Origin of the sequence: Mitsuokella sp. AF33-22 (assembly GCF_003475755.1) — a bacterium.
Classification (GTDB): Bacteria; Bacillota; Negativicutes; order Selenomonadales; family Selenomonadaceae; genus Mitsuokella.
Genome location: NZ_QRQA01000004.1, coordinates 138,653 through 164,161 on the forward strand (window position 1 = coordinate 138,653; position 25,509 = coordinate 164,161).

Annotated in this window: 18 protein-coding genes and 1 pseudogene; 12 read left to right on the forward strand and 7 right to left on the reverse strand. The window is 58.5% G+C overall.

Annotation, left to right across the window (positions count from 1 at the left end):
* Positions 1 to 76 precede the first annotated feature (76 nt).
* Genes DWZ54_RS03795 through DWZ54_RS03805 form a run of 3 tightly spaced genes read right to left on the reverse strand, consistent with a single transcriptional unit; the run spans position 77 to position 3,267 of the window.
* Entirely contained in the window at positions 77 to 1,129 is a 1,053-nt protein-coding gene (locus DWZ54_RS03795; RefSeq protein WP_118474567.1) for a nitrogenase component 1, read from the reverse strand.
* Positions 1,126 to 2,475, reverse strand: a complete 1,350-nt coding sequence (locus DWZ54_RS03800) for a nitrogenase component 1 (RefSeq protein ID WP_118474568.1) — start codon at positions 2,473 to 2,475, stop codon at positions 1,126 to 1,128. The genes DWZ54_RS03795 and DWZ54_RS03800 overlap by 4 nt, the downstream gene beginning before the upstream one ends.
* Before the next feature lie 15 nt (positions 2,476 to 2,490).
* A complete protein-coding gene (locus tag DWZ54_RS03805) occupies positions 2,491 to 3,267 on the reverse strand; it encodes an AAA family ATPase (protein WP_118474569.1) in 777 nt (258 codons plus the stop codon).
* 519 nt (positions 3,268 to 3,786) lie between these two features.
* Here DWZ54_RS03805 and DWZ54_RS03815 point away from each other — a divergent pair.
* The 6 genes from DWZ54_RS03815 (at position 3,787) to DWZ54_RS03840 (ending at position 11,266) form a co-directional block, all read left to right on the forward strand.
* On the forward strand, positions 3,787 to 4,689 hold the full coding sequence (locus DWZ54_RS03815) for a metallophosphoesterase (RefSeq protein WP_158573603.1): 903 nt from the start codon (positions 3,787 to 3,789) through the stop codon (positions 4,687 to 4,689).
* 287 nt (positions 4,690 to 4,976) lie between these two features.
* Positions 4,977 to 5,591 (forward strand): helix-turn-helix domain-containing protein, encoded by a 615-nt coding sequence (locus DWZ54_RS03820; protein ID WP_158573604.1) that lies wholly within the window; start codon positions 4,977 to 4,979, stop codon positions 5,589 to 5,591.
* Positions 5,592 to 5,707: 116 nt separating this feature from the next.
* Entirely contained in the window at positions 5,708 to 6,898 is a 1,191-nt protein-coding gene (dpaL, locus tag DWZ54_RS03825; protein WP_118474573.1) for a diaminopropionate ammonia-lyase, read from the forward strand.
* A 16-nt stretch (positions 6,899 to 6,914) separates the two neighbouring features.
* The gene (locus DWZ54_RS03830; RefSeq protein WP_118474574.1) at positions 6,915 to 8,096 is read left to right on the forward strand and encodes a YgeY family selenium metabolism-linked hydrolase; all 1,182 of its coding nucleotides are present in this window, start codon (positions 6,915 to 6,917) and stop codon (positions 8,094 to 8,096) included.
* 99 nt (positions 8,097 to 8,195) lie between these two features.
* On the forward strand, positions 8,196 to 9,656 hold the full coding sequence (locus tag DWZ54_RS03835; protein ID WP_118474575.1) for a sodium:solute symporter: 1,461 nt from the start codon (positions 8,196 to 8,198) through the stop codon (positions 9,654 to 9,656).
* Between the two features lie 23 nt (positions 9,657 to 9,679).
* Positions 9,680 to 11,266, forward strand: coding sequence for an amidohydrolase family protein (locus DWZ54_RS03840; RefSeq protein WP_118474576.1), 1,587 nt, complete (start codon positions 9,680 to 9,682; stop codon positions 11,264 to 11,266).
* 58 nt (positions 11,267 to 11,324) lie between these two features.
* Here DWZ54_RS03840 and DWZ54_RS03845 read toward each other — a convergent pair whose 3' ends face one another.
* Positions 11,325 to 11,933: an isoprenylcysteine carboxylmethyltransferase family protein gene (locus DWZ54_RS03845; protein WP_118474577.1), complete on the reverse strand. Its 609-nt coding sequence runs from the start codon at positions 11,931 to 11,933 to the stop codon at positions 11,325 to 11,327.
* Between the two features lie 353 nt (positions 11,934 to 12,286).
* On the opposite strand from DWZ54_RS03845, the gene DWZ54_RS03850 reads away from it, so the two are divergent.
* Genes DWZ54_RS03850 through DWZ54_RS03860 form a run of 3 tightly spaced genes read left to right on the forward strand, consistent with a single transcriptional unit; the run spans position 12,287 to position 17,920 of the window.
* A complete protein-coding gene (locus tag DWZ54_RS03850) occupies positions 12,287 to 15,328 on the forward strand; it encodes a hypothetical protein (RefSeq protein WP_147369888.1) in 3,042 nt (1,013 codons plus the stop codon).
* 27 nt (positions 15,329 to 15,355) lie between these two features.
* Complete coding sequence (locus tag DWZ54_RS03855; RefSeq protein ID WP_118474579.1) at positions 15,356 to 16,405, forward strand: hypothetical protein; 1,050 nt, start codon at positions 15,356 to 15,358, stop codon at positions 16,403 to 16,405.
* Between the two features lie 24 nt (positions 16,406 to 16,429).
* Positions 16,430 to 17,920 carry a PhnD/SsuA/transferrin family substrate-binding protein gene (locus DWZ54_RS03860; RefSeq protein ID WP_118474580.1) on the forward strand — a complete coding sequence of 497 codons (1,491 nt, stop codon included), beginning with the start codon at positions 16,430 to 16,432 and terminating at the stop codon, positions 17,918 to 17,920.
* An 84-nt stretch (positions 17,921 to 18,004) separates the two neighbouring features.
* Here DWZ54_RS03860 and DWZ54_RS03865 read toward each other — a convergent pair whose 3' ends face one another.
* Together DWZ54_RS03865 and DWZ54_RS03870 are read right to left on the reverse strand one after the other, a co-directional pair.
* The gene (locus DWZ54_RS03865) at positions 18,005 to 18,913 is read right to left on the reverse strand and encodes a DMT family transporter (protein ID WP_370245733.1); all 909 of its coding nucleotides are present in this window, start codon (positions 18,911 to 18,913) and stop codon (positions 18,005 to 18,007) included.
* Between the two features lie 14 nt (positions 18,914 to 18,927).
* A complete protein-coding gene (locus tag DWZ54_RS03870) occupies positions 18,928 to 20,397 on the reverse strand; it encodes a hypothetical protein (RefSeq protein WP_118474581.1) in 1,470 nt (489 codons plus the stop codon).
* Positions 20,398 to 20,663: 266 nt separating this feature from the next.
* On the opposite strand from DWZ54_RS03870, the gene DWZ54_RS03875 reads away from it, so the two are divergent.
* The 3 genes and pseudogenes from DWZ54_RS03875 to DWZ54_RS12135 all read left to right on the forward strand — a co-directional run bounded on the left by DWZ54_RS03875 (position 20,664) and on the right by DWZ54_RS12135 (position 25,041).
* Positions 20,664 to 23,417: a zinc-ribbon domain-containing protein gene (locus DWZ54_RS03875; RefSeq protein ID WP_118474582.1), complete on the forward strand. Its 2,754-nt coding sequence runs from the start codon at positions 20,664 to 20,666 to the stop codon at positions 23,415 to 23,417.
* Between the two features lie 268 nt (positions 23,418 to 23,685).
* Positions 23,686 to 24,603, forward strand: a pseudogene (locus DWZ54_RS12000) (protein O-GlcNAcase); the annotation flags it as partial.
* On the forward strand, positions 24,601 to 25,041 hold the full coding sequence (locus tag DWZ54_RS12135) for a hypothetical protein (protein WP_370245735.1): 441 nt from the start codon (positions 24,601 to 24,603) through the stop codon (positions 25,039 to 25,041). The pseudogene DWZ54_RS12000 and the gene DWZ54_RS12135, both read left to right, overlap by 3 nt.
* A gap of 42 nt (positions 25,042 to 25,083) precedes the next feature.
* On the opposite strand, the gene crcB is transcribed toward DWZ54_RS12135, so the two are convergent.
* The gene (gene crcB / locus DWZ54_RS03890) at positions 25,084 to 25,482 is read right to left on the reverse strand and encodes a fluoride efflux transporter CrcB (RefSeq protein WP_118474585.1); all 399 of its coding nucleotides are present in this window, start codon (positions 25,480 to 25,482) and stop codon (positions 25,084 to 25,086) included.
* Between the last annotated feature and the right edge of the window lie 27 nt (positions 25,483 to 25,509).

A 25,509-nucleotide genomic window follows, 5' to 3' on the forward strand; every position in this document is an offset into this window, starting at 1 on the left:
GTGTGCTGCTTCTTGGATGGTTTGTGCCGTGTCTCCCGGTCAGCTGTTTTCCGTATTCTGTCTTTTGGAACTGCGGTCAGGACGCGGAGGTCGTGCCGGAGACGGCAAAATGCGGCAGCGCGAGGAAGCGGCCGCCGAAAGAGGGCAGGGCCCGCCGGAGCGACGGATCGCCGACGATTGCCGTGAAACGGCCGCCTGCCACAAACGCCTGGAACTCGTCTTCCTCGCGGAAGACGGCATCGCCGGGCTCACTCGTTCCCGCCGGCTGCTCGAAGAAAGTCGCGCAGGTGATGGGCCCATGATGCCCGCCCTGACGAAGCGCCCTGCGCAGGGCACCGGCCAGGACCTGCTGGTGGATGATCAGCACGTGATCCTCTTTGGCAAGACCAGAGGCGATTTTTGCGGCCAAATCGTTCAAAAATGCTCCGGGCAGGCCAATTTCATACGGGATGCCGCAGTGCTCGGCAAGGAAGCGTGCGGCCGGCAGACCCAGGGGCGAGACGACGAGATTCTTCCGGCAGCACGGCTGCGTGAAATCCGTCAGCCGGTCGTAGCAGCAGACGGCTGACCAGCCTTCCTCGCGCAGGGCATCAGCCAGACGGTCGCGTTCTCCTGCGGAAAAATCGAGCGGTGTCAGGCCGAGCAGGCCGATGGTTCCGCAGTGCCCAGCCGTCTGCCCTTTGGCAAAGGCGCGGCAGAGCGCGAGCAGGGCCTTGCCGCCGCCCGCGTCGTAGAGCTTCGTGCCGTCGCTGTCCACCGCGATGGCCGGGAGGCCCGTCGCTTTTTTTGCCATGCGCGTGAGGGCCCGGTAATCCGTGCCGATGACGGCCGGTACGGGCGTGCCGATGAAGGCGATGAACTGCGGCTCAATCTCCTCGCAGGCCAGGCGGACCTTCTCGATGAGCTTGTCGTCGCGTCCCATGATGGCATCCATATCGCGCAGGCCCGCGCTGAATACGGCACTTTTCGCGCCCTCCTCCTGCCAGCGCGGCTCGTCAAAGCCGCAGATATTGCCGGCGCAGCCGCCCGCGTCGACGATGACGACCATGCCGCCGAGCGGGTAGAGCACGGCCGCGGCGCCCGAGGTATCCGGAGCGAACGGCGGCAGGTATAAACGCAGTCCCTTCATTTCGCGGCCTCCTTCCTGCTGCCCTTGGCGTTCGCCGCTTCCGCGGCCGCCATGGCCTCCGTCATCGCGTGGAACAAGCTGCGCACGCCCTGATGGCCAAATGGCTGGCATTCCTCATTCCATGGCACCTGCGCGGCTCCGGGGTGGTAGTAGCAGGCATCGGCACCCAGCGCCAGCTCGACGGGATGCTCGCGTTCCTCATAGTGCAGCATGGACGGCGAGAGGTTCGTGTAAAGCCTGGCCCTGGGCGCGAGAGAAGCGAGCCGGCGAATGTAGAAAAAGTCCGTGAGACTTGGCACGGCAAAGATCTCGCGGACATCGAGTCCTGCCTCAAGGAGTGCCAGCGCGAGCTCGAAGGGATTCGCGTTCAGGCGGCTGCCGACGGCGACGGAAAGCCCCCGATACCGCGAAACGAATGCATTGCGCGCGGCCTCGGCCTGCTCGCGGTACGCGCTGTCATCCAGGCGGACGCCGAGCACATGAGCGAGCCCTTCGTACTGCCGGGTAATCTTGTCCGTCTCGTAGAGGCGCTTGAGCTCGATGGCCGGGATCTGCAATTCCTTCTGGAACCAGCTCGCGGCCTGACGGGCCTCGGGATCGAGAACGAGGTTGAAGTTCGCGGCCGCCAGCTCTTCGTAAGCGGCGAAGTCACGGCAGCGCGCGAGTTCGCCGATGTGGCGCACGCCGATGCTTTGGAGCAGGGCATAGAGCTCCGAGTCATCGGCCAGCGGCGTGAAATAGCCCAGGAGATTCACCTGGCTGCTGCGCTTCTTGCGCGGCTTCAGCAGGCTGTAGACGGTCTGGCGGATGGCGGTCATCGGCGGCAGGCGGCTCTCGCGCGTCAGCGCGTACATGTAGCAGGGGCGCACGGGCAAGGAGATTTGCGCTTCCACCTGCCGGCAGACGCGCTCCATATCCGTGCCGAGCAGGGCATCGACGCAGGTGATGCAGATCATGAGAGCCGTGGGCACAGCCTCGCGGCTCTTCACGAAGGCCTCGGCTGCGGCCGGGATCTTGCGCAGGTGCTTGCCCGTCACGATGTCATTTTCCGAGAGCATCAGGTAAGCGAAGCGCTCGCCGCAGCCGCCCGGTGCCTGCAGGGCCTTCGTGTTGCGGCCGCAGCAGCCCGGGGCAATCAGGAGCATGATGCTGCCGGGCACCGCGAGGCCCGCGCGCTTGACGCCGAAGCCCTGGGCGCCCGGCGAATTGAAATCGAGCGCGGCAGGTGAATTGTAGATGAGGTGCGTATCCGTCTGGAGCTCGGCGGGGATGGCCTCCGGGCCGCAGGCAGCCAGCTCCTCCATGGTCAGGAAATACGGAACGCCAAGCTGGCGTACATCTGGCATGATGATCCCTCACTTTCAGGGCGCCGGCGAAGGAGCGGCATCCTCTCCGGCGAGCAGGCGGTCGGCAAGCTCCAGGAATTTCCGGCTGATGGGCAGCGACCTGTCGCCCTCGATCACCGTCATGCCGCGCTCCTCATAATTGTTGATGGCATCGCTGCGCGGGATGTCGGCCACGATGGAAAGGCCATGGCCTTCGGCAAACGCCTCGACCTTGGCGCGCTCGTCCGGCACGTTGCGGCGGTTGAGAATGACGCCGCCGACCTTCGCATAGCCCCGGTCGGCAAAATTCTCGACGGCCTTGGCGATATTGTCCGCCGCGTAGAGCGCCATCTTCTCGCCCGACGTCACGATGAGCACCTCTTCGGCATAGCCCTCACGGATCGGCGCGGCAAACCCGCCGCAGACGACATCGCCGAGCACGTCGAAGAGCACGACATCGGGACGGAACGTCTCAAAGAGCTCGAGGTCCTCGAGCAGGCCGAACGTCGCGATGATGCCGCGCCCCGCACAGCCGAGCCCCGGCGTCGGCCCGCCCGTCTCGATGCAGAGCACGCCGCCGAAACCCTCGCGCGAGATCTCCACCAGACTCTCCGGCTCGCGGTCGTACTCGCGCATATAGCCCATGACGGAAAGCAAGGGCTTGCCGCCGAGCAGATTGATGGTCGAATCGGCCTTCGGATCACAGCCAATCTGGATGACGCGCTTCCCACGTGCAGCAAACGCCGCCGCCAGATTGCTCGTCATCGTCGACTTGCCGATGCCACCCTTGCCGTAAATCGCGATCTTGCGCATACTAGAACCCCCTGTTGCAAAAAGTATCTAATCTTTATTATATCGACAAAGGACTATACTTTCAATTTATTCTTATCGGCCTGCTGAGTAAGATTCAGCCTATAGTGCAAAAGACAGCGCAGACGCTTGCCAATATGATTGCTTGGGATGTTGAGTTGGCAATGTTCCTTACGGCTATCGACAGGAACCATGAGGGTGCGACAGATTCCTTGAATCATCGTCGTGCAGTCTGAGAGAGTGTCAGGTCAATGCTGATAGAGACTGGCGTCCTTGCTGCAGAGAAGCAGGATGTTGGAAAAATTTAGCGAATAAGTAAGAGTAAAGAGCTTGGTCAAGATTAATTAACTCAGACTTTGTACACCTGAAATCCTTATGAGATAAGACTCTTGCAAAGTAGGGAAAATCCTGCTTTAGGAAAGCAACGAATAAATTGATGCTTGAGGGGATTATTTTCCAGTGATGCAGAAAGCCGTGTCCCGGCTGAGTATCCGGCTCATTGAAAAAGGAGAGAAAAAGGTCATGCTTTACTTGATTACGGATACGCACTTGGGCCATCGGAATATGTTGAAGAGCTGCGGCCGTCCGGCGAGGTTCACGAACCTTATCCTGGACAACTGCCGCAAGATGGTCAGGAGCAATGACACGCTGATTCATCTCGGTGATGTGGCGTGGAACGAAGAAGAACTCATGCGCTTCATGAAGCTGCCCGGCCGCAAGATCCTGGTGCGCGGCAATCATGACAGGAAGTCGACGCCGTACTATATGGAGGCTGGCTTTGATCTTGTCGTTGACTCGATGACGATGACGCTGCAGGGCATCCGCATGCTTTTTTCACATGCACCGCAGTATGCCCATACGGCTGACATCAACATCCACGGTCATCAGCATGATTTGCACGGTGAGGATGTCTTCCGTCGCTATTGGCCATTGGTTCTGGAGCACATGGGCTATAAGCCGCTGCCTCTCGATGACAAGACCGTCGGTGTCCTGCAGAGCTGGGTAAAGCGGGGACGCAATCCGTCGAAGAAAGAGCTCTATGCTCTGCATCAGGGATATCTCGGAGCAGCGACGATGCGGGATTACATCGGCAACACAAAGGCTGCCATGCCCAAGCCACTCTGCTTCTGGGCTGCAGATGGCACGGAGCACTTTGTCGGCAATGACGATGTCGCCTGCTTTCACTATCATGCGGACTGCCTGTTCCTGGCCATGACGCGCGAGTGCTTCGAGCAGCGGCTGGGCAGAACAGCCTATACCGCCGTACAGCTTCCCTGGGAAGACGAGCGCTTCGTCCAGCCCTGTCACATCACTGAGCAGCAGGCGGAGACTGTCAGACGTGAGAACAGTCCATTCTCATTCGATATGGTGCTGTGCTGGTTCCGCGTAGCCGGATTTGCGGATAAACACGATATGGCTTTGTGATCACAAAAAAGCATGCCCCCACGCAGGCATGCTTTTTTGATAGGATTAACCTTCTCGGATTGGCAAATCAGGTCATAATCCTCATGCGAGGCCTGAGGCTGCCCCTCCAGGTTTATAGCAGAAGGCCGTACCGCGCAAGCAGGGAGGCACGTGCTTTCCGCAGGCGGCAGATGGCGGGGATTTTGCTTCTGTGCTAAAATATACGATATACCATTGATACGATTGACATATTTGTCCGGGGAATCAGAACGATATAATGGGGTGCAGAAGATATGGGAGACAGCTTGTTGAGCAAGATCCAGCCTGTGGTGCAGAAAACAGCGCAGGCCATTGCGGATGTGATTGGTCTGGAAGTAGAGGTTGCAGACTGCAATTTTATCCGCATTGCGGGAACGGGTAAATATCATACGCAGTTCGGTGAACTGATGAATGCGGGGTTTGTCTACAAACATGTCATGGAAACCAAGCAGCTGATCCTGATTGAACATCCGGGTTTCCATGTCCTGTGCGAACCCTGTCCGAATTACCGGCACTGTCCAGAACAGACGGAACTGGCAGCACCTCTCGTCCTGCATGGCAAAGCGGTCGGAGCAATCGGTCTGGTGAGCTTCACGCCTGAGCAATCCAAGCATTTCTTTCAGAATAAGGAATGGATGATCCAGTTCCTCACGAAGATGGCAGAACTCATCGTCAGTAACCTGAGCTGTGTGGAGCAGGAGGAACAATCCGTAAAGACCGCGCCGAATCTGAATCTGGCTTCGCTGGAGAAGGAAACGATACGGCGTGCCCTGGCAGAAGTGAAAGATGAGGCACGCAAAACAGACCGGACAGATAAGGCAGCCTCGCTTCTGGGGATTAGCCGGGCGACACTGTACCGAAAAATACGTGAATACAATTTATAAATGAGTATTTTGTGATTGACATATTTCTCAAAATGAGATATATTTATCTCAGAAAGAGAAAAGCAATGGCGCTGAGAGATGAATCTCAGCGTCTATTTTTTTAGGAGGATGATGCTATGCAAGCAGCAGATTTCCCTCGCAGGCCGGATGACTGGCAGGCTCCGGCCTGGCTGAATGAACAAGCGATACAGGAGGTACGGCAATTCCATGCATCGTTCCCCCTGTATCAAAAGACTCCGCTGCGCGATTTGAAATATCTGGCCGGGCTCATGGGCATCCGGAAATTCCTGGTGAAGGATGAGTCGTATCGCTTTGGCCTCAATGCTTTTAAGGTACTGGGCGGCAGTTATGCCATCGGCAATTATCTGGCAAAGAAATTGGGTATTCCTTTGAAAGATTTGCCATATGAGCGCATGATTTCCGATGAGATTCACCGGCAATTGGGAGAGATCACGTTCATTACGGCCACGGATGGCAATCATGGCCGGGGTGTCGCCTGGACGGCCAATCAATTAAAGCAGCATGCGGTCGTCTACATGCCGAAAGGGACGAGCCCGGAACGTCTGGAGAATATCCGGAAAGAGGGAGCAGAAGCTTCCATCACGGATCTCAACTACGATGATGCTGTGCGCAAAGCAGCGCAGGAGGCCAGGGAAAAGGGCTGGATCCTCGTGCAGGATACATCCTGGGATGGCTATGAGGATATTCCCCGCTGGATCATCCAGGGCTATGGCACAATGGCCTTGGAAGCTTATGAGCAGCTTCCGGAAAGGCCGACACACATCTTCCTGCAGGCAGGTGTTGGCTCCATGGCATCTGCCGTGAGCGGATTCTTTGCCAATGTTTACCCGGGAGAAGAGAAACCCGTCATCGTCATCGTGGAACCGGATCAGGCAGATTGCATCTTCCGCACGGCACAGGCCGCAGATGGCAGGCTTCATTCTGTAACGGGCGATATGCCGACGATGATGGCAGGCCTTGCCTGTGGGGAACCCTGCCGCCTTGGCTGGGATGTACTGGCCGGAGCAGCCGACTATGCACTGCATTGTGATGACAACATTGCTGCCAAAGGCATGCGGATTCTCGGAGCTCCTGTCGGTGATGATCCTCGTGTCATCTCGGGAGAAAGCGGTGCGGTCACGAGCGGCGCAGTTGTTTCTCTGCTGATGAATGAGCAGTATGAGAAACTGAAAGAAAAGCTCCATCTGGATCGTGATTCTGTCATCCTCTGTTTCAGTACGGAAGGAGCGACGGATATCCTGAATTATCGTCGTGTGGTCTGGGATGGCGAGCACGCCAGCCTTTGAGAAAGGAAGGGCAAATATGGAACAGGAACGCAAGGAACAGGTAATAGGATTTTGCCGGGAACTGATTCGTATCCCGAGCCTTTCCGGTCAGGAAAAAGGTGTGGCCGAGCATCTCATGGCCTTCATGAAGGCGAATGGCTTTGATTCTGCGGCAGCAGATGATTACGGCAATGTGATTGGCTGCATTAAGGGCAGGCGCCCGGGGCCGAAACTCCTGTTTGATGGCCATATGGATACCGTTCCGGTGCCGGATCCATCGGCGTGGCAGCACCCGCCTTTCGAGGCAGAGATTCATGATGGCCGCATCTATGGACGCGGCACATCGGATATGAAGGGCGCTCTGGCTGCCATGGTTTCAGCGGCAGGCTTCTTTGCCAAGGACAGCAAGCGGGATTTTGCCGGCGAAATCTATGTGGCCGGTGTTGTGCACGAAGAATGCTTTGAGGGCGTTGCCTCCCGGGCCATCAGCCAGCAGGTTCATCCAGATATCGTCGTCATCGGCGAAGCCTCGGGCCTCAATGTCAAAGTTGGTCAGAGGGGCAGAGCTGAGATCGTCCTGGAATCCTTTGGCAAGCCCTGTCATTCGGCCAATCCGGAAAAAGGCATCAATGCCGTGTATAAAATCACGAAAGCCATTGAAGCGCTTCGTCAGGTGAAGGCGCCGCATCATCCGATACTGGGAGATGGCATTCTGGAACTCACGGATATCAAATCATCTCCGTATCCGGGTGCATCCGTCGTCCCTGCCTATTGCAGAGCGACGTATGACCGCCGCCTCCTGACGGGAGAAACACCGGAATCGGTACTCGCACCGCTGCAGGCGGCTTTGGACAAGCTGATGCAGGAGGACCCGGAAGCTTCCTACAAAATCTCGTACGCTGTGGGCAAAGAAACATGTTGGACAGGAAATGAGATCACCGGCAAGCGTTTCTTCCCAGGCTGGCTTTACGACAAAGAGGAACCGTTTGTGCAGAAGGTTGTGCGAGAACTGCAGGCAGATGGCTTTGCTCCGGAAATCACACAGTACAATTTCTGCACGAATGGCAGCCATTACGCAGGCGAAGCGGGCATCAAGACCATCGGCCTGGGACCATCGCGAGAAAATCTCGCCCATACAATTGATGAGTACATCGAAGTGGATCAGCTGCTGAAGGTAACGCAATGCTATGAGGATGTCATGAAAGCATTGCTGGCATAAAATTATCTTTTATAAAATAAATGGTTTACAGCAAAGGCGCTGCAATACGGATCATGATGATTCGTATGCAGCGCCTTTTTTGATAAGGAGGGAGTTACGATGACGGTTTCATGGATTGTCATTGCAGTCGTGATTGCCTACATGGGCATCATGCTTTTCGTTGGCTGGTATGCCAAGAACAAGATTTCAAGCAACAAGGATTTCATGGTGGCGGGACGCCGCCTGGGCCCGATCCTCATGGCCGGCACATTGGCCGCCACGGAGATTGGCGGCGGCAGCTCACTGGGTGTTGTGCAGCAGGGCATGGGCAAATACGGCATCAGTTCAGCCTGGTACGTCATTGCCATGGGTTTTGCCTTTGTGATTTTGACATTCCTGGCGCCCAAATTCCGTGATGCCAAGGTCAAGACGGTGCCTGAGTATTTCCGCCGCCGTTACGGCCGGCTTTCCGGCCTCATAACGGCGGTCATCATGCTCCTGCCTCTTATTGGCCTGACGGCCGGTCAGATGATCGCATCGTCCGTTATCCTTTCGACGATGCTGGGCATCAGCTTCAGCACGGCCGTGATTCTCATCTGCGGTATCGTGACGGTTTATTCCGTTATGGGCGGCTTGTGGAGCGTTACGCTGACCGATTTCATCCAGGTGTTCTTTATCGTCTTCGGCATGGCGATTGCCATCCCGTTCGCGTTTAATCTGGCTGGCGGCTGGGATAATGTCGTGGCCAATGTCCCGCCTGAAACATTCAATCTTTTCGAGGGATACAGCGTCGTCGATGTCATCGGTCTCACCATCATGTACATTGCCACGTTCACGGTTGGACAGGAAGCCGTATCGCGCTACTATGCCGCACGTGACGGCAAGGCGGCACAGCAGGGCTCCATCGCAGCTGCTCTTATCAATTTTGTTTATGGTTTTATCCCCGCTATTCTTGGTGTGACCGTTCTGGGCCTGGTCAACATGGGAATCTTTGACCCAGCTCAGTTCCAGAGCGTCGGTTCCCGTTATGCACTGCCGGTTCTCGCTGTCCATGCCATGCCGCCATTGATTTGCGGCATCCTGTTTGCCGGTGTTATCTCGGCTACGATGTCCAGCGCAAGTTCCGATCTTTTAGGTGCAGGTTCCATCTTCGCCAATGATATCTATCGCGAATACATCAATCCAGAAGCCACGGATGAGATGGTCATGAAGATGGCGCGCACGGTCATGGTGCTCTGCGGACTCTTGTCGCTTGGCGTTGCGCTTTTCAATACGTCGAGTATCATCACCATCCTGATGTTCTCGTTCACGTTCCGTGCGGCTGGTGCCTTTTTCCCGTATGTACTGGGGCATTACTGGAAGGGCGCTTCGACGGCAGGGACGCTGGCCTCGCTGCTTGTTGGCACGATTGTAGTCATTTACGTTCAGAATCTGGCCGGCGGGTCTCTTTTCGGCATTCATGTCAGCCAGCCCATCATTCCTGGCTTGCTGGCTGCTCTGTTCTCCTTCCTGGTTGTCTCGAAGCTGTGTCCGCCGCAGGAGGAGACGACAGAACTCTTGCCGGATATTCATGAATCGTAAGGAGTGAAAAAAGGAGGATTCTTATGCGGACACAAATACGTAACGTCATGATTGTGGATGGAAGCGGCACCAAACCGTTTCCGGGCAATATTCTGCTGGAAGACGATAAGATCAGCAGGATCGGTCAGAAAGATGTGCCTGCCGATGTCGTGATAGACGGGCATGGCTTGTACGCAGTTCCGGGCTTTATTGATACGCACAGTCACAGTGATCTGTGTGTGCTGACGCAGCCGGAACTCCGCCCCAAGATCATGCAGGGCATCACGACAGAGGTCCTGGGGCAGGATGGCATCTCCATGGCTCCTTTGCCAGAGCCGTATATCAGTTCCTGGCGAAAAAACCTGGCGGGACTCGATGGTGACAGCGATGCGATTGACTGGCATTATCATACGACGGCAGCCTATCTTTCGGCAATTGAACAGGCGAAGCCGGCCATCAATGAAGCCTATCTGGTACCGCATGGCAACGTGCGCATGGAAGCCATGGGCCTGGCAGACAAACCGGCCAGCCCGGCAGAAATCAAACGCATGCAGGAAATCCTGCGTCGGGAACTGGAAGCCGGGGCCTATGGGCTCTCGACCGGTCTCATTTACATTCCCTGTGCCTATGCGAAAACAGAGGAACTGATTGAACTTTGCAAGGTGGTGGCTGCGTATGATGGGAGTTTTGTTATCCATCAGCGCAGTGAGGCGGATACGATCCTGGAATCGATGCAGGAAGTCCTGCGCATCGGCCGGGAATCCGGCGTCAAAGTGCATTTTTCCCATTTTAAGGTATGCGGCCGGCAGAACTGGAAGTACATCGACGGCATGCTGAAGCTCCTGGATGAAGCCAAAGCAGAGGGTATACGCGTTTCGTTTGACCAATATCCTTACGTGGCAGGCAGTACGATGCTCGGCGTCGTGCTGCCGCCGTGGGCACATGACGGCGGCACCAATCAGCTGATGATAAGGCTCAAGGATCCGGCTGCACGAAAGCGCATGATCCACGATATCGAGTATGGGATTCCGGGCTGGGACAACTTTATCGCCTTTGCCGGTTTTGACCAGATCTACATCACCAGCGTCAAGACGAAGGCCAATCAGCCTTTGGTCGGCCTGTCTTTGACGGAAATGGCGGAGAAGCGCCATCAAAATCGCTATGATGCCCTGTTCGATTTGCTTTATGAAGAAGAGAATGCCGTGGGCATGGTCGATTTTTACGGCACGGAAGATCATGTCAAGACCTTCATGCAGCGGCCGGAAATGAATCTGTGCACCGACGGGCTGCTGGCCGGCAAGCCGCATCCCCGCGTTTTCGGCGCATTTCCACGTTTCCTTGGCAAGTATGTGCGGGAAGAAAAAGCATTGACCATGGAACAGGCGATATACAAGATTACGAAGAAACCTGCAGCAACACTCGGCATCGAAAAGCGCGGCGAGCTGCGCCCCGGGAATTATGCGGACCTGGTCTTGTTCGATCCTGCTGCCATCCGGGATAAAGGAACGTTCGTGAACCCTGCACAATATCCGGAAGGCATACAGGATGTCTTTGTCAACGGCGTCCATCTGGTCAGAGATGGCATCTATCAAACGAGTCAGCGGCGTAACGGGTATGTACTGAGAAAATAAGAGGCTTGAAGATACAAAGAGGGCTATATGCTGGTGTGAGCATATAGCCCTTTTGGTGTCAATAAAGTGAAAACAAGGTGGGCAGGAGGCCGGTGTCCTGCAGGGCCTCGATGAACTCCATGACGCCGATGGCCACGACGAACCACAGGGCGTCGCCAGCGGCGTGGCGGAACACACCGGGAACGACCTCGTAGAGCCTGGGCTCATGGAAGAGATGCGGATTCGGCAGGAAGCTCGGGACCTCGCGCAGGTAGTCGGCATACGGTTCGCCGAAAATCCGGATGAGCTTCGTTTCCTCCGTGTGGATGATGGAGCGGTAGAGCAGACCGAAGGCGACGATGAGGAAGGCCGTCAGTGCCAGGGATTCCGTGCAGAGCCCGACGCCAATCGTGCCGAGGAAGCTGAAGAAATAGAGGGGGTTGCGGCACATCGAGTAGGGGCCTTCGCGCACGAGTGTGTTGTCCTTGTAGCCGGCAATGTACTGTGCGCACCAGAGCCTGCCGACGATGGCGATACCTGCCAGTGCGCAGCCGACGAGGAACAGCACGCCTGAGACCTCCGGCGCGGTAAGATCGAGCTTCTTGTCCGTGAACATGACCAGGAAAAGGAACAGCAGACCAAAGAGCTGTGACAGGCGCGTGCGATAGTAAGCGATGAAATGACTCATGATACTCCCTCGTTTCTCCATGATGATAAGTTTCTTTCGAATGGCAGGTGATGTCATCTGCCTTCTTGATGCTTCCAGTTTAACGTTTCTGTTTAAACGAGACTAGAACGAAGTTTAACGATAGGATAAACAAGGAAATATATTCCTGTAAACAAAGGTATCAGCAGGATGCAGCTGCCTGCTTTTGACAGGCGAACAAATCTTTCATGGCGTCTTTTGTGGAAAGAGGCAGGAATCGCCCTGTCCGTGTAGAATTTTTATCTTGTCAATTAAAAATGCATGAGACAAATATAACGAACAGATGAAAGCGGGCGGGGAATTGGATCCCTGCCGAGAGAAATGAGTGAATGGCGATGGAGTTCAAACAGTCATGGGCAGTGCTGCAGGAGAAGCATCCGGGTTTCTGTGCCTTGCTGCGCACGATATACAGCAGCGAAGATCCCGTTGATGCCAAGATGACGCGCGCCAGGCAGGCCCTGGAGTACATGTTGCAGGCACGCTGCCTGAGCCTGCACCGGGCGTATACGGATATCCACAAGACCCTCGGAATGCTGCAGCAGAAGGGGGATATGGAGGATTTTTATGCCCTGCAGGCGCATATCGTGCGCGCGGTTGCCAATACCTACATCCATGCGACGCTGGCGAGCCTGATGCAGGGCCAGGTACAGACGGCCAGGACGCAGCAGGACCTTGAGGAAGTGGGACGGGCGTTGTGCGTGGTCGTCGACTGGTTCCTCGAAAAAGAGGGCTTGCAGCAGGGACCGGCACCATCCCCTCAAAAAGCAACCATCCGGATCGTGGAAAAACTGGCTCAAGAAGAAGGGGCTGCAGGCGCGGCGAAGGATGAGACTCGTGCGATTGAGATGGATTTCGCCCTCGATGATGGCGAGGAACATTCATGGGATGTCTGTGGCGAATGGACGAAGTTCTTCACGGGCATCCAGTTCGCGAAGCGTCTTTTTCGCAATGTGCCGGATGATGTCCTGCGCCGCTGGGTCAAAATGATGCCGCGCATCCTGCACCGCTATTACCTGGTGCTGACGCGGGCGGACAGCGGGAAAAATGACATCAAGTATCTCAAGGGGGCGGACGGCCATCTGGCCGGGCGCGTGACGAAGTGCCGCCTGGGTGGCAATTACCGCCTGCTCTGGTATCTGTCGCCGGGCAAGGTGTTCAACATCCTCGGCATCGTCAGCCATGATGACCAGGAAATGTTTGAAGCGGCCAAAGGCGTCATCGGCCAGGAGGGGCGTCTGACGGGCTATGTGTACTGGGCACCGCGACGTTTCCTGCGCCGCCTCTACAGCTGCCGGATCCAGAATCGTTATGCGCGTCACAGCCTCGAGACGATGCTTATCATCGAGTCGCGCTTCAATTACGATGAGACGCAGCGGCTCGTCGTAAAGAAAGCCGGCGGTGTGGCGAATCTCTCGGTTGTCGGCAATGCGGGCTCGGGTAAATCCGTCGTCGGCTTCCACTGGATTTCCAAGCGAATGGAAAAGCAGGAGCACTGCTTGTACTTGACAATGTCATCGAATCTCGTGGACCGGATCTCGTCTTCCTATCATGAGGAGATGGACACGGACGGGCAGGAAAAGACTATCCTGCCGCTGCCGGGCGACTTGGCATTCAACAAGGATTGGTTGATTTTCGAGGATATTTTTTCGTTCCTGCACAAGGTGCCAAAGGTCCGTGAACGGGAGGCTGCCGGTGAGATCCGCTACATGAATCCGCAGGAGAGCTTCCATTTTTTCCGTCAGGTCTGCCAGAATATCAAGACGGGCTGGGGCAAGCTGCAGGAGGCCGGCATGACGCAGGACGAGAAGATCATGCTGGCATGGCGCAAGATCCACGGCATCATCAAGGGCTGCATCCCCGATAAGAACAGCCTGGACTACAATCAGGAGCCACTGCGCATCCGCCCGCGGCTGAGCCAAGAGGAATATATCCGTCGCGAACGCGATGTGAGCAAGCATCAGCAGCTCGGTGAGCAGGCGCGGGATTTCCTGTATAAGCAGGTCCTTTCCAGGTATGAACAGGCATTGAAGGATTGTCATTTGGGTGACGACAACGACCTGGCGCGCTATGTCCTGCATGCCAGCACGCCGCGCCAGAAATGGCAGGCGGCGTTCCTTGATGAATGCCAGGATCTCACGGAAGTCGAGCTGCTGTCACTCGGCTATCATCTCAAGCACTGTGCGCACAAGCTCATGGCCTCGGACCGCTGCCAGATCATCCAGCCGACGCTCTTCGACCCCGCGCAGATGCTGACGGATATGAACCGTCTCGGCAAGGTGGACTTCTCCTCGGCACCGGCGGAGAGCCGGCAGTCGCAGTATTTGCACTACAATTACCGCTCGACGCAGGAAATCGTCGCGTTCCAGAATTTCATCATGGCGCGGCTCGCGCGTGCACAGTCGCTGCATGAGGAGGAGAAGGTCCCCATCCGGGCCATGGAGCACATGCACGGCGAAAAGCCCGTCTGGATCAAACAGGGCCGCGAGAATGCGGCCGCCTTGCAGGAACTCCTCACCGAGCTCAATGAGACGAAGCTCATGCCGCTCATTGCGGATCGGAATCAGCTTGACGAAGCGGAGGCTTCGCGGAAGGACATGGATGATATGGCGGCCTGCAAGGGCCTCGAGTATCCATCCGTCCTGCTCGTCGACATCTGCTCCGACATGTACCGCACATCTGCCGATACGGCCTGGCCCTGGCGGTACTTCTACGTGGGGGCGACACGCGCGCAGAAAAAACTCGTGATTTACGAGAATCGGGAACTCCAGTTCAGCCCCGCTATCCACAACTTTGCCAAAGAGGCTGCAGAAAAAGGCGTCATTGCTTACTGCGAGGACCTGCAGGCCGTGAAGCCCGGCAGCAGCAAGACGTGGCGGCAGTGGCTCTTTGACTGGCTCTCGGACATCACGCAGGAAGACCGCATCGTCATGGCCGAGAACTACGAGCAGGCCGGACGCTTCCAGGCCGCGGCCGATATCTACCACGATCTGCTCGCGGAAGGCTACGAAGAAGAGTACATTCGCTGCCAGGGCCGGGCTTACCTCGAGGCAAAGCAGTATGAGGAGGCCGGCAGGCTCTACGGCCAGTCCGCGCATGCCAGGATGTACTGGGAGGACATGCTGCAGCATTACCCGCTGCCCGGTGCCTCTTGCCTGGCTATCGCGATCCTCCTAATGAAGCCGGAGGAGCCCGGGGCCTGGCGCAAGCTGCGTGAACGGTTCCAAGCCGACCGGAAGGACGAGGACTGGCAGACCTGCCTGCAACAGGCTGTGGCGCAGCCGGAGGTCCGCCGGTCACTGGCTCTCTGGCAGCAGGCACAATGGCGGCAGCTTGGCCGTATGGCGGAGGAAACGCTGCACCTGCTGCGGGCTGAGTGAGACATGGCAAAGATGGGAGTGTAACATATGGTGAATGCGAAGCAAGAAGGAGAATGGACGCCTGATTTTGATCTGGATCAGTTTGCCGATGCGACGGAGAAGATCCGTCAGGCCATCACGGGCACAAATCAGTTCCTGGCGAGCGTGCAGTCCTGTGTCGACGAGCTCGCGGCCAAGGTGACGGAGGCCAAGGATCAGGAGATTCTGCAGACGTACAACGAACGCCTCGGGGATATCGACACGGCGACGCGCAAGCTCCTGGAGCAGCTGACGAAAAAGAACGGGGATATTGCCGGGAATCTCGATACTATGCTGAAAAAGGTGAAGGAACTGTCCACGCGGCAGCAGGACATCGAGCAGGCGGCCAAAGATCTCGGCCAGCTGACAGACAAGCTGAAGGATTGGCAGAAGCTGACGAAGGCTGCGGCCAGCATGCAGCAGCAGGTGGAGGCGCAGGAAAAGCAGCTTGCGGCGCTGGAGCAGGCGGCGAAGCAGGCGGCAGCGCGGCAGCAGGAGGTCAAGGCGAGCGTAGCGGAGAATATCCAGGCGTTCCAGGAACTCCAGAAATGGCAGGAAACGTTGACGTCGTGCCAGTCGGTGTTGACCTCGGCCAGCGGCACGCTGCATGAGGGCGTCGCGGCGCTCGACGGGCAGACGCAGAAGGTGTCGGCGGCTCTCGACGATGTGCATCAGTACGATGACCGGCTGGATAAGCTCGAGCAGCAGCTCACGCAGGGCTTCGGCCAGAATAAGCAGGAACTCGATCACTTTGGGGAGGTGATGATGGGGAGAATCAGCTATCTGCTGGAAACGATGGACAAGAAGCAGGAGCAGCAGCAATGGGCGCAGCGCTACGATGAGGAGGTGAAAAAGAACGAGGTGCTGCAGCAGCGCCTGGCAGATGCGGAAACCATGCTGGGCAAGGTCCGGAATGTGCTGGCATCTGAGCATTGTCCCGAGCCGCCGCAAGAGATCGACCAGACGGATCTCGAGAATCTCAATAAGCTGTTTGATAAATGGCAGGAACTGGCTGAGATTTCCGGCAAGATACGCAAGATTACAGGTGCTGAACGATAAAGAAAAGTAAAAGGAAGTGGTATTATGGGGATAAAACCGGGCGGCATAAAACCTGCCGGAGTTAAATCACCGGGAATCAATCCCGCACCAAAGAACCCGCCGAAGAAAGGCGGCAAATGGGGCATTGTCTTTCTTTTGGTGCTGGTGCTTGGTGCCGTTTATTTCTTCTTCGGCAGGGACTATATGGCCCTGCACAAGGACTTTGATCCCACGCCGAAGGAATACACGGATCAGGTGCTCGGCGCCTACCAGAAACGCATGGCGGACTACCGCGCCATGCAGTCGGGCAAGACCGTCGCCACGGGCACGGGCGAACGCTACGTCATCGCCGACCGCCTCTGCCTGCGCCGCGACGCCAGCACGAACCTCAAGCCTATGGGCGAACTCGTAGCCGGAGCCAAGGTGCAAGTGCTGGACTCTTCGAATAGTGAGTGGTACCGCATCGCCAATCCTGTGGCCGGCCTGCAGGAGAGGCAGCAGGGCAAGACGTATCAGTATTACAACGGTGCCGGCGAGCTCGTCATCGAGTCGGACAAACCGCTGCGCAACATGCCGGACGTATACGTCGCCTCGCGCTACCTCGGGACGCAGGCGCCGGAACTTGCAAGTTCCTCCCTGCCCGAGAACCCGCAGCATCCGTTCGTTTTCGGGCTGCAGTTCTACAACGATCAGATTGCGAAAATGCTGGCCGTCGATGTATGGCAGAAGATGGGCAGCGAGCTCCAGAGCCGTGGCTATGATGGCGTCAAATTCGTCAACACGGGCAGCGGCACCGACAAGAACGCCGGTACGGAGCAGAAAATCAGCAATCATGAAGTGGACGGCATGCAGACGAGTCCTGCCTGCTACAGCCGCATCATGAAAGGCAAGGAAGATGGCGTGGCCTTTGCGATGCAGACCTTCAAGAACGATGGCGAAGCACACGATTACAGCGGCTACATCATCGTCAACAAGGATTCTGACATCAAGTCGCTGAGCGACCTCAAGGGCAAGAACATCTTCACGGGCAAGGACGGCTCCATGTCGTCGTACACGCTGCAGATGCGGGCGCTCGAGAAGCTCGGCCTCAAGAAAGAGGACCTGCATCTCTATTCCGGCCTCTACCATTACCAGCTGTTCACGGCTGTAGCCGAACAGACGCCGATGGATTTTAGCGACCCGAAGAACATCCACGCCGCCGATAACGGCGTCAAGGCCGATGCGGCCTTCGTCGGGGATTTCGTCCTGCAGAGTTCTCTGTTCGAGGACTTTGCAACGAACAAGAAATTCGGCCTGAAGGTCTACCAGAATGCCGCCGAGCTCAACACGGCGCGCAACAGCGTCTACATCCTGCCAATTGCGATGGAGCGCATCCCGGAGCAGCCGTTGCTCTTGAGCAAGAAGCTCTATGACGATACGGCCTTCCGCAACGAGTTCCGTCAGGTCCTGATGGATTTCTACGATGCCCAGAGTGAGAAATACGGCATCGCCGAAGCCACGCCGGATGTCTACAAGAACATGCCACCGCAGGAATGAGTCTGCGTTTGTCGAGATGAAAAAACTCCGCACAGCTGTCATGCTGTGCGGAGTTTTTTGACCATAGGTGCCGGGTCGCGGCCGTCACTTCTGGCGTGCGAGGATGAAGACCGTCGCGAGGATGAAGATGGTGCCGATGAGATCGAAGCGGCCGAACGCGATGTGCAGGAGGGAGACGGAGAGCAGGATAGCGGCGAGTGGCTCGGCGGAGCCCAGGATGCTCGTCTCGCCGGGCTGGATGTACTGCAGGCTGCCGAGGTAGCAGCCGAAGGCGATGACGGTGCCGAAGACGATGATGTAGGCAAAGAGCAGGGCGGACATCTCATTCCAGATCCCCGTGAAGGCGAGCGGGTGAGAAATCGGGATGAAGAGCAGGCCGCCGAGGAACATGCCCCAGCCCGTGACGAGCGTCGGGCGCCACTTGCGGATGAGGCGCTTGGGCTGGACGGTGTAGAAGGCCGCGGCCAGCGCTGACAGCAGGCCCCAGAACAGGGCCTCGGGCGAGATGGCGAGCGCCGAGAGATTGCCGTGCGTGACGAGCAGGAAGGTGCCGGCCACGGCGAGGAAGACGCAGAGGAGTTCCACAGGCCGCGGCAGCTTGCGCGTCCGCAGGGCCGTGTAGCAGACGATGACGATGGGCATGAGGTACTGCAGTACGGTGCCGGTTGCGGCATTGCTGTACTTGATGGTCGCAAAATACGTGTACTGGACGGCCAGCATGCCGAAGACGGCAAAGGCCAGGACCTCGAGGGCGTCGCGCCTTTCCGAAAACAGCGTGAAGATGCTTTGGCGGTAGCAGATGGTGTCGATGACGAGCAGCAAAAACCCCGAGAGCAGCATGCGCACGCCCACGAGCCATTCCGTCTGGAACGCGCAGTCCTGCAGGATGTACTGGCCGGCGACGCCGGAGCCGCCCCAGAGGATCGCGCCCGTCAGCGCGAGGCAGATGCCACGGCGCCGCATGCCGGCAGAAGCAGGGGAAAACGTAGTCACGGTATCATCCTTTCTCAAAGTCCTTTTTCGGGGTCGTAGGTGTAGATGGTGTGGCCGGTGAGGTCCGTCAGGCGGATGGGGTTGAGTATGAGCTTGTTGTCCTTGATGCGCAGGGCGTCCGTGGTGACGCGGAAGCCGCTGAACGCGATGGCGACATCGTAGAAATGCAGGTCGCGGTATTCATCCGTGAAGCGGCCGCTGATGCTCTCAAACGGGATGCGCCGGTACTGGCCGGGCCCCGATGTGAAGGAGCCTGATGACACTGTCTGTCTGGCCGAGCCCTTCGACTCGATGGCGAGGTCCATCTCGACGCGGCAGTGCAGGCGGCTCTTGGGCAGCGCGATGCCCGTGTCGAGATTCGTGCCGTGGCCGTAGAGGTGGTAGACGCGCGTGTCGAGGTCGTAATCCCCGTAGGCCGCCAGATCCCCGTCGTAGACGTTGGCCGTGACATCGCGGAACGAGAGCAGTGAATTCTCATAGTAGACGCTGCCGTCGACATTCGTGAAGTAGAGTGCCGGGATGTGAAGCTGGTCCATATGCACCGTGCCCGTGCCGATGGGGTGGGACACCGGGCCCGTGAAGTACGTGGAGAGCGTCATCTTGTCGTGGATGTTCATGCCGAAGCCCAGCGACGAGGGATCGATCTGGTAGAGCACGAGCGCCGTATCACACGTCGGCTCCGGCTGGCTGGTGAAATCGACCTTGCCGTTCAGCGCGATGGCATCGCCGATCATCGTGCCGCCGAAGCCGCCGATGGAAAGCGCGAGCTCCATTTCCTTGTCGGTATCGCCGTTCACGGCAATCTGGACGTGGTTCATGAGGTAATGGCGGTCGCGGTAAAAGACCTCCATGCGGCAGTCGTGGGCGTTGAGCTTGATGCGGATGCGCCGGCCGGCCCGGTTGAAATTCCGCCAGTTCTTCTGCAGCTTCTGCTGGCGCTTCTGGCGGCGCCAGTCGCCGACGGCGCGGCGCTGCTCCTCGTCGAGCGAATCGAGGCTGACCTTGTTGCGCCAGTCGTCGTCATCGGCGTCCCTGACCCTGTCGAGGTCGGGCGAGGGCCGCACGAAATCCATCTGCATCTTGTCATTGAGGTGGATGGAGATGGCGGCGTTGTTGACGTTGAGCTCCTCGATGGTCGTCGATTTGAAGTTCTTCGTCAGGACATCCCAGAGATTGACGCGGAAATCGCCGCTCGGGATCGTGAGGATGGGGTTGCCGTCCGGGTCGTACCAGGCGAGATTGTCGAAGTAGACGTGGCCCGTGATATCGGAGATCATGCGGTCGACGGTGATCGTGCCGCGCAGCATATCCTGGTCCTCCATGGCGTGATTGAAGATCATGGCCGCGCCGCGCGAGAGGAGCTCGAGGAAAATGAGCAGCAGGGCGATGAGCGCGAGCAGCAGCAGGCAGGCGCGGCGCAGCCAGCGTTTCCGCCGCGGCGTCAGCAGCGCACCGGGGCTGCCGGAGAAAAAAGGCAGTGACATAATATCCCTTCCTTGTGTTTCAGTATTGGTACGGGTCATTTGGTTTGCAGCATCAAATGAATCCTTCCTTATTGTACCATGCAGGCGCCGGATTTTCATCTCGCTTTTGCTGGCCGCAGCAAAATTTTCCCGCGCTTTTCCAGAGAGGCTTCCCCGAGGTTTCCGTTCAGCAGCGGCAGAGCGTCAGCCTCTGCAGGAGGATTTTTGGAACCGGATGGCGAACTTTTACGATAACGACAGACTTTTGAACGGAAGAGGGGTTGACTATGTTTTGCATGAAATGCGGCACGAAGCTGCCGGATCACGCTAAATTCTGCTTTAACTGCGGGGCAAAGGTCCCAGAAGGGCTTGGCGAGGAAGAGGCAGCGCCTGCTGCCCCGGAAGAGCCGGCGATGGAGACGCCGGCACCGGCTCCTGGGGAAGAGCCGCTCCTCGATATCCCGGGCAGCCATTTCACGGTCCTCGGGAAATATCCGGTGGACCTGCCGCGGGCCACGGCGCTTTACAACCAGCTCTGGGCGCCGTTCAACCGGGAGGGGACGCGCATCGCCGTGCTGGCCCGGCATGAGATCGACCGGCACCTGAAGGAACATGCGGTGGAGAATCCCGTGGAGTTCTCGGCGCAGGTGCTCAAGTACTGCATGACCGTCTGCAATCCGCTCTTTGAACAGGCCGTCGATCTCCTCATCGACCATCACATCGATTACGTGACGAAGCAGGACCTCTGGGACCGGCTCGATGATTCCATCGCGTCGACGGCTCTCGTGAAAGCCATGCTGGAGGATCGGGCGGCAATCGAGGCGTACGAGAAGGACCTGGCGGTGGAAAAGATGGCCGATAAGGCAAGCTGGCGGGGCGGCGGCTTCGGCATCACGGGCGCCATCACGGGCACGATCAAAGCGTCGCTGATGAACACGGCGCAGGATGCCTTGAGCTCGCTCGGGCGCAGCGTCACGGGCCAGTCTTATTCCCGCCGGCTCGAGGATTTCATCCGGGAACGCAGCGCCAAGCGGGATTATCCGGCCATGGCGTATGACTTCATCAACACGGTATGCCTGGTTGATCTCTTTGCGGAAATCAATAAGCCGCTGGTGGCGGAGTGCGATTTCCCGCGCGTGTCGTTTGAGACGGACAAGGCGGCGAGCCGGTGCCAGAACCTCCTGGCGCGCCTCGCCGACGGGAAAATCGGAAAAGCAGAGGCAATGAGCGGCCTCTGCAGCTGTCTGGAGGTTACGGGGGACACGCTGCCCGTCTATCAGGCCCTGCTGGCGCTCGAGCCGTCTGCTGCAAGCGATGTGTTTGGCATCGCCGCGGCCGAAGGTGCGGAGCTCCGACTGGCTCAGTCCGTCTGGGCCAGGTGCGTATCCGCTCGGAACATCCCGGCGGATTTCCGTTATCCGGACTGGAAGCCCTCCTTCCTGCGCCGGCGGATGTATCCGGTATGCGGCCCGGCGATGCTCCTGGCGCTCCTGATCAAGCTCCGGGACCTGCCGCAGATCGTCTGCGGGAAGGAAAATCCGCACGTGGATATCGCGCTGGCCGCCGGCACCTACTGGATTCCCGCCGAGGCCAGAGATGTGGACTTCTGGGGTATGGACGAGCAGGTGGTCCTGGACCTCGACCATCCGGAAGCAACGGCCTGGGACGCGCAGCATGTCCACTTCCATCTGGTGAAATTCACCGGCGCGGCGGAAGCCTGGGCGCAGGATACCCAGGGGCAGAGCCTCCGGCAGGGGCAGGCTGCGCTTCTTGCAGGCGACAGCGAGCGTGCGCTTCCGGCCTTCCGGCTGGCCGCGGAGCTGGGCAGTGCCGAAGCTGCCTGGCAGGCGGGCAGACTGCAGGCGGCAGCAGGGCAAAAGGAAGATGCGCAGTGGTCCCTCGTGGAAGCGGCCGTACTGGGCAAGCGGGAAGCAGGCTGGGCGCTCTACCAGACACTCAAGGCGAACAAGAACGAGCAGTGCGCTGCCTACAGGAGACTCGCTGCTGAGGGAGGCAAAGAACTTGAGGCACAGGGGAAATACGCCGAGGCTCTTGACTGGTACAAGAAGCTGGCAGCAGAGGGCGAAGGTGCGGCTTACTTCCATCTGGGCCAGATGATCGAGCAGGGCAGGGGCGTGAAAGTAAATAAGGCCATGGCTGCGGCATGCTACGATAAGGCGCAGTCCTGCGGGTATGAAGCCGCGGGGCCGGCCATCGGGGCGCTCGCGTTTGCCGCGGGCCAGCAGTGGGAAGCAAAGGCCGCTGCGGAGACGGGCGCACAGGCCCTCGCGGACGTGCAGCAGGCCTGGCAGAACTACCAGCGGGCCCTTGAGGAGAACCACCCGGGCGCCGCAGAAAAGATCCGGGTACTCGGACTTTTGCTTGGCAGGGCGATGGAAGCGCAGGGCGAGGACGAAGAAGCCATGGACTACTACCGGGCAGCCATGGAAGCTGGCAGCCAGGACGCCCTGCTGCAGGCCGCAAGGCTCTGCGCCGATGCGCACAGGGCGGCGTTTGACCTGGCAGGAGCTTGCCGCCTCTACCGTCAGGCGGTGAAGGCCGCTGAGACGGTGGAGACTCAGGCCGCCATCCGGGCAGAATGGGAAAGCCGCAAGGCACGCGTGCCCTTAGAGAATCGCATCGACGGCCTCGTGGCAGCCATGGAAGACCAGATGGCAAAGGCCAATTTCTACTATTTCGGTGAAAAACTGTCCATGCCGCTTGAAACGGCCATGAAGGCCTATGGCCGGCGGGCGGGCGTCAATCCGGGCGATGTGGTGCTGCTCTGCGATTCGACGCATTCCCTCTTCTGGGGACAGGGCGAGGAAGGCTTCCTGATCACCGGGGACGGACGGTTCATCACCTCCCTCGGCATCCGGGTTTCTCTTGACGAGCTGGGGCCGGTGAAGTACTGTGAGGAAGAACTCGTGGCGATCGCCACGGGCACCGTGCTGGCCCGCTTCAAGGGCGAGCAGGAGGAAGACCAGAAGTTCTTCAGGCTTTTAAATGATCTCGTGCTGCTGCCGCAGCCGGGGAAATAACCGTGACGATTCACATATGGACGGAGAAAAGGGCACTCTGCGGCCGGCTGCTGCGGAGAGCCCTTTTTAAATGGCTGGGAATATGATAAAATAGAAGGAGAATTAGTACAATTTTTACCATTGACTTATTGCATGCACAGTTGTACATATATTTTATTTTAAGAGACAGGCAGGGACAGGAAGGGAGCAGATGCGCATGAGGATGCCGAAGATGAGGAGATGGCCGCAGATCAGGCGGCTGGCAGCAGGAGGACTTGCCTTGCTCGTCATGACGCCCGCTGCCGGCGAGGCCGCGGCCATCCCGCTGCGCGGCGTCATCGAGGGCTTCTACGGCACGCCCTGGCAGGAGGCGCAGCGCCTCGATATCCTCGACTTCTGCCGCGCGCATCAGCTCAATGCCTACATCTACGCGCCGAAGGATGACCCGTGGCACCGCGAGCGCTGGCGCGAGCCGTACCCTGCAGACAAGCTGCAGGACCTCGCACAGCTCGTCCGGCGCGCGAAGGATGACAAGGTGCGTTTCATCTTTGCCGTTTCGCCGGGGCTCAATCTCGCCTTTGCGGGCGAGGCGGGCGAAAAAGACCGCACGGCCATGCTCGAGAAGCTTTCGCGCATGTACGAGCTCGGCGTGCGCGATTTTGCCATCTTCTTCGACGACATCAAGGACAGGGACGGGGCCGGGCAGGCCGCGTTCCTCAACGATATCCGGCAGGACATGGCGGCGCGCCACAAGGATCTCGGCGTCTTCCTGACGGTGCCGACGGAATACTGCCGGCAGGACATGGTGACGCCGGACGGCGCGCGCAAGCCGTATACGGATGCGTTTGCAAAGACGCTGAGCAAGGATATCCTCGTGCTCTACACGGGCGAGGGCGTCGTGCCGCCTGGCATCACGCAGGACGAACTGCAGTAGGCGGACGCGCTCTACGGCCGGCCGCTTGGCATCTGGTGGAATTATCCCGTCAACGATTACATGGAGAGCAAGCTGGCCCTCGGGCCCGTGACGGATTTGCCGCGCGGAGGGAACATCCCGGCCATCTTCTTCAATCCGATGAAATACGAAGCCCTCTCGAAGATCGCGCTCGCGACGGGGGCGGCGTATGCGCGCGATCCGCAGAATTACGACCCCGAGCGGGCTTGGCAGCAGGCGATTGCCGAGCAGTACGCCCCGCTGCACGAGGACATGGCGCGCTTTGCCGACCATTCGCAGCATCTTGAGAACGACTGGGCAAAAATCGGGCGGCCGGATGGCGAGGCCCTGCGGCAAAAGACCGAAGCCCTGCTGCAGGACTGGCCATCTGGCGCGACGGAAGAGCGGTTTGCAGCCGCTGAAGAGGAGATCCAGGCACTTTCGGCCTCCTGCCGCCGCCTGCAGCTAAAGCTGCCGAAGCATGTGCGCGACGAATGCCGGCCGCAGCTCCTGCAGTTCCGGCGCATCCTCGCGGCGGACGAGACGGCGCTTGCGCTTCTGCGCGCAAAAAAAGCAGGGCAAAGCGGCGAGCGCCTTGCCCTGCACCGCTCCCTGCGGGCACAGTACCGGAGCATCAAGGAAAAGGAAGGAATGGGAAGGCTTTCGGAAACATCGGGCGTCGCCTTCATCGAGCGCGTGCTGGCACTGCCGTAAGGCATGAGAGAACGGGCCTTGCGACGCTCTGGCGAGGAACGCTCAGAACAGAGGCAGCAGGCGCGCGAGCAGCAGGCCGGCCGCTGCCATCACGAGTGACAGCACGACATTGGCGAGCACGTTGAGCCCCGCGAGCAGGAAGCTGCCGCCGTGCAGCAGCGTGACCGTCTCGAGGCTGAAGGACGAGAACGTCGTGAAGCCGCCGAGGAACCCGACGGTCAGGAGCAGGCGCATGGGCTCTGCCATGAGGGAACCCGTGCGCTCCGCAATGAGCAGCAGAATGCCCATGATGAAGCCCATGAGCAGGCTGCCGAGCGTGTTGACGAACAGCGTGCCGAACGGGAAGTTTGTCCCAAACAGCGCGCCGATGCTCGTTGTGCTCAGATAGCGGCAGACGGCACCGATGCCGCCGCCCACGAAAACGAGTAAGAGATTTTGCATAAGACCTCCAGAATAAAACGCGGAACA

What these genes read in the sequence shown, in the direction of transcription:
- DWZ54_RS12135 (WP_370245735.1), top strand. Translation starts at nt 24,601, where the DNA reads ATGGCGCGCTTTGCCGACCATTCGCAGCATCTTGAGAACGACTGGGCA.
- DWZ54_RS03830 (WP_118474574.1), top strand. Translation starts at nt 6,915, where the DNA reads ATGGAACAGGAACGCAAGGAACAGGTAATAGGATTTTGCCGGGAACTG.
- DWZ54_RS03800 (WP_118474568.1), bottom strand. Translation starts at nt 2,475, where the DNA reads ATGCCAGATGTACGCCAGCTTGGCGTTCCGTATTTCCTGACCATGGAG.
- dpaL (WP_118474573.1), top strand. Translation starts at nt 5,708, where the DNA reads ATGCAAGCAGCAGATTTCCCTCGCAGGCCGGATGACTGGCAGGCTCCG.
- DWZ54_RS03870 (WP_118474581.1), bottom strand. Translation starts at nt 20,397, where the DNA reads ATGTCACTGCCTTTTTTCTCCGGCAGCCCCGGTGCGCTGCTGACGCCG.
- crcB (WP_118474585.1), bottom strand. Translation starts at nt 25,482, where the DNA reads ATGCAAAATCTCTTACTCGTTTTCGTGGGCGGCGGCATCGGTGCCGTC.
- DWZ54_RS03835 (WP_118474575.1), top strand. Translation starts at nt 8,196, where the DNA reads ATGACGGTTTCATGGATTGTCATTGCAGTCGTGATTGCCTACATGGGC.
- DWZ54_RS03805 (WP_118474569.1), bottom strand. Translation starts at nt 3,267, where the DNA reads ATGCGCAAGATCGCGATTTACGGCAAGGGTGGCATCGGCAAGTCGACG.
- DWZ54_RS03855 (WP_118474579.1), top strand. Translation starts at nt 15,356, where the DNA reads ATGGTGAATGCGAAGCAAGAAGGAGAATGGACGCCTGATTTTGATCTG.
- DWZ54_RS03860 (WP_118474580.1), top strand. Translation starts at nt 16,430, where the DNA reads ATGGGGATAAAACCGGGCGGCATAAAACCTGCCGGAGTTAAATCACCG.
- DWZ54_RS03845 (WP_118474577.1), bottom strand. Translation starts at nt 11,933, where the DNA reads ATGAGTCATTTCATCGCTTACTATCGCACGCGCCTGTCACAGCTCTTT.
- DWZ54_RS03840 (WP_118474576.1), top strand. Translation starts at nt 9,680, where the DNA reads ATGCGGACACAAATACGTAACGTCATGATTGTGGATGGAAGCGGCACC.
- DWZ54_RS03815 (WP_158573603.1), top strand. Translation starts at nt 3,787, where the DNA reads ATGCTTTACTTGATTACGGATACGCACTTGGGCCATCGGAATATGTTG.
- DWZ54_RS03795 (WP_118474567.1), bottom strand. Translation starts at nt 1,129, where the DNA reads ATGAAGGGACTGCGTTTATACCTGCCGCCGTTCGCTCCGGATACCTCG.
- DWZ54_RS03875 (WP_118474582.1), top strand. Translation starts at nt 20,664, where the DNA reads ATGTTTTGCATGAAATGCGGCACGAAGCTGCCGGATCACGCTAAATTC.
- DWZ54_RS03850 (WP_147369888.1), top strand. Translation starts at nt 12,287, where the DNA reads ATGGAGTTCAAACAGTCATGGGCAGTGCTGCAGGAGAAGCATCCGGGT.